Origin of the sequence: Mesorhizobium sp. M7A.F.Ca.CA.002.09.1.1, from assembly GCF_003998555.1 — a bacterium.
In the GTDB taxonomy this organism is placed as follows: Bacteria; Pseudomonadota; Alphaproteobacteria; order Rhizobiales; family Rhizobiaceae; genus Mesorhizobium; species Mesorhizobium ciceri.
Genome location: NZ_RZRR01000521.1, coordinates 1 through 3993, shown reverse-complemented (window position 1 = coordinate 3993; position 3993 = coordinate 1). Strand labels below are relative to the sequence as shown.

The following is a 3993-nucleotide window of genomic DNA, read 5'->3' as shown; positions in this document are numbered from 1 at the left end:
GTCATGATCATGCCCGGCGTGCAGAAGCCGCACTGCAGCCCGTGATGTTCCTTGAAGGCGGCCTGCACCGGATGCAGGTCGGCGCCATTTGCCAGGCCCTCGATCGTCAACACGGTCGAGCCGGAGGCCTGCACCGCGAGCATCGTACAGGATTTGACCGCCTTGCCGTCGACGTGGACGACGCAGGCACCGCATTGCGAGGTGTCGCAACCGACATGCGTGCCGGTAAGGCCGAGATTTTCCCGCAGGAAGTGAACCAGAAGTGTTCGGTCCTCGGCAGCACCGCTGACCCGCTTTCCGTTCACCATCAACGAAACGTCCGACATGGTCCCTCCCTGGGTATCAACCTTGGTCATCACGTTGCCAACGCGGCGTTGGCGCATCGGCCATGCGTTATTGGTACACCGCACATCGGACAAAAAACAGCACGTCGCAAACGCGGCACATTGTACTTTCGGTCATGGCCGCCCCCAAACATGCGGTGCCGGTGGCCCCATTGCCAAACCGCCGATTGAAGGCAACAATGTCGGTCGACGCCCGCGCGCCAGAAGCATTTAAAACAGCCGCGCACAAAAAAGCGTCGGAGGAAATGCGGAGAACATCGCTGGCCAATTCACAGACGCGCTATGCATGCGGCCTGTCGGCGCTCACCACGGACGAGCCCGACATGGAGGCGTTCGCCAAGGCGATCGCACTGGAAGCAGCCGCCATCGACGCGGGCTTTGCCCTGCTGTTCTTTTCCCAGAGCCTGGTCGAAGCCAGCGCCCTTTCCCAGGCGCTCATGACCCACGCGCCGGCGCTCCACCACGCCGGCTGCTCGACTGCCGGCGAGATCACGCCGCAAGGTCTCGAGGATGGTCATGTGCTGGCCATGCTGCTTCCGTCCCCCGCGTTTACCGCCGTCAGCGTGATGGTCGAAAATCTGTCCTCGTCGGGTATGGACAGGATCACCGGCGAGGTCGAGACCCTGCGGCGATCGCTGCGCGCGCGCCTCGGTTGCGATCGGACCAAAGGCACTTTCGCGCTCTGCTTCATCGACGGGCTCTCCTATGCCGAAGAAGCGGTGAGTTCAGCCATCCACTGGGGTCTCGATGACATTCCGCTGCTTGGCGGCTCCGCCGGCGACGATCTGAAATTCGAGACGACGCGCCTGATCTCGAACGGCAAGGTCACCTCCGACAGCGCCATCATCGTGCTGATATCGACCGAAATTCCCTTCCATGTCTTCAAGACCGACAATTTCGTTCCCACCGATGAGAAACTGGTGGTGACGGCTTCCGATCCAGATCACCGCATCGTGCGCGAGTTCAACGCCACCAATGCGGCGCAGGAATATGCCGCGTCCGTCGGTATCGTCGCGCAGATGCTGACGCCACTGAGCTTCGCCTCGCATCCCGTGGTGGTGAAGGTGGGCGGACAATATTATTGCCGGTCGATCCAGAAGATGCATGCCGACGGCTCGCTGTCGTTCTTCTGCGCCATAGACGATGGCGTCGTGCTGTCGATCGCTCAGCCCAAGGACATGGTCGAATCGACGCGCGCCGCCCTGCGCGACGTCGAGGAGAGGCTTGGCGGTATCGACATGATCCTCGGCTTCGACTGCGTGCTGCGCCGGCTGGACGCACGCAATCGGCAGGTGTTTCGCGAAATCTCGGAACTCTACCGGGTCAACAATGTCATCGGTTTCGGCACCTATGGCGAACAGTACCGGTCGATGCATCTGAACCAGACTTTCACCGGCATCGCCTTCGGCGAGCGCCAGGCGGCGGAATAGGACGGCGCAACAAGATGCCGCTGAGGGACATAAACGATCTTGAAAAGCTGAAGAAGATCAACGCGGCACTGGTCAGCCGCGTCGAGCGCTCGATGGACCAGCAAGGCAACGCCTTTTCGCTGTTCCAGACCACGATCTCGCTGGAAAACCGGGTGCGTACACGTACCGAGGAACTTCACTCGACCTTGCGGCGGCTGGAGCAGTCGAACATTGACCTCAGTGCCGCCAAGGAAAACGCCGAACTGGCGAACCTGTCAAAAACCCGTTTCCTCGCCGCTGCCAGTCACGACGTGCTGCAGCCGCTGAATGCCGCCCACCTTTCGGTTTCGGCGCTCGCCGAAGTTCAGACCAGCGACGAGGGCAAGAAACTGGTGCGGCAGGTCGAGCGCTCGCTGGAGACGATGGAGGACCTGCTGCGAACCCTGCTCGACATCTCCAAGCTCGATGCCGGCGTGGTGCAGCCCGACATAAGCGACGTCAGCCTGGAGGCGCTGTTCTCGTCGCTCCGCTCGGATTTCCTGCCGGTGGCGGAGATGAAAGGCCTGTCGCTGAAATTCCGGCCGGTCCATGCCGTGGTCCGCTCCGACCGCACGCTGCTGCGCCGTATCCTGCAGAACATTCTCTCCAACGCGCTGGGCTATACACGCTCGGGCGGCGTGCTTGTCGGCACCAGGCATCGCGGCGACACCATCCGCATCGACGTCGCCGACACGGGCTGCGGCATTCCCGACGACCAGCGCGAGGCGGTGTTCGAGGAGTTCCACCGCGGCACCTCGCCGGCCAATGCCGAACTGGACGGTGGCGGTCTCGGGCTCGGGCTCGCCATCGTGCGCCGCATGGCCAGCGCGCTCGGTCATCCCGTGACATTCTCGTCGAAGGTCGGACGCGGCACGATCTTCCACATCGATGTACCCGTCGGCATCGGTGCGCCAGCCGATGCCATCGCCAGCGTTGCCGACATGGAACGGCCGCGCGGCTATGGCCTGTTCGGCACCAAGGTGCTGCTGGTCGAGAACGATATCGAAGTGCTGCAAGCCATGACCTTCCTGCTCGAACGCTGGCAATGCCTGGTGCGGGCCGCGACCTCGACCGACGATGCGCTCGACATGCTTGGCGACACCGACTGGGTGCCCGACATCGTCATTGCCGACCAGCATCTCGACGGCGGCGATCTCGGCACCACGACCATCGCCGAAGTCCGCGACTATCTCGGCCGCGCCGTGCCGGCGCTGATCGTCACCGCCGACAGTTCGGAAGCCGTCGCCAAGGCCGCCCGCTCCGGCGGCATCGAACTGATGCGCAAGCCGCTGAAGCCGGCCCAACTAAGGGCGCTGCTGGCGCATTTGCTGGCCTGATCACTTCTCACGCGCTATTCCGATCGTCTTGAAAGGAGCGCGTCCTCCCGCGGACAGGTCGCCGACGCGCGCTTTGTTTCGACCGCCACCTACAATGCCGTGTGCGGCCTGCCGGCAACGAAGACAGACCCGAATGGTCTCGTCAAAACCTTTACTTATGACGCCTTCTGCCGGCCCTATCAGGTCTCTCAGAGCGTCACCGGCGCCTATACCAAGACGCGCTTCGAGAACGAGGGCAATCCGGCGACACAGGCGCTGGTCAAGTACACCCCGCTGCCCAATGGCGCGAGTGGGGGCGCCGGCGAGGATTTTACCCGCTCCTTCTATGACGGGCTTGGCCGGGTCTATCGCGTGGAAACCCCCGGAGAGACGGCGGCCAGTGCAAGACGCATTGCCGAGACCGACTACGATCTTCGCGGCAATGTGCTGCGTACCGCCTTCCCGAGGTTCGTCGGTGAGACGGCACAGTGGACCACCAACAGCTACGACTGGGCCGACCGGCTGGTGAAGACGGTCAATCCGGATTCAAGCCAGCGCACTTACTTGAACGAACTGGCCACGGGAACCGGCGTCAACCCACGGCTGAATGCGGTGACGATGACGGACGAGCTTGGCCATCCGACTAAGACAGCATGGACGACACACGGCGATATCGCCGCCATTGTCCGCGACGTCGGTGGCCTCAATCTGCCGGAGGGCCGCAGCTACGACCTGCTCGGCCGGCTGATCGGCGTCACCGATCCCGGCGGTTCGAGCTGGAGCTACAGCTACGATCTGCTCGGCAACCGGCTGTCGGCGTCAGATCCCGATCTCGGCACCTGGACCTATGTCTATGACGCCGCCAACCCCCTTATCAGCCAGACC

3 protein-coding genes and 1 pseudogene are annotated in these 3993 nt (G+C 63.0%); 3 read left to right on the top strand and 1 reads right to left on the bottom strand.

All coding sequences use genetic code 11. The features are described from left to right. Positions 1 to 326: (2Fe-2S)-binding protein (locus tag EN994_RS21120; RefSeq protein WP_164746054.1), on the bottom strand; the 326-nt coding region annotated here is incomplete at its 3' end. Between the two features lie 263 nt (positions 327 to 589). Between EN994_RS21120 and EN994_RS21115 the strand changes: the two genes are divergently transcribed. The 3 genes and pseudogenes from EN994_RS21115 to EN994_RS21105 form a co-directional block, all read left to right on the top strand. Further along, positions 590 to 1774, top strand: coding sequence for an FIST signal transduction protein (locus tag EN994_RS21115; RefSeq protein WP_050580471.1), 1185 nt, complete (start codon positions 590 to 592; stop codon positions 1772 to 1774). 14 nt (positions 1775 to 1788) lie between these two features. Further along, positions 1789 to 3129, top strand: coding sequence for a hybrid sensor histidine kinase/response regulator (locus EN994_RS21110; RefSeq protein WP_013531263.1), 1341 nt, complete (start codon positions 1789 to 1791; stop codon positions 3127 to 3129). 99 nt (positions 3130 to 3228) lie between these two features. Next, a pseudogene (locus EN994_RS21105) lies at positions 3229 to 3993 on the top strand (hypothetical protein); the annotation flags it as partial.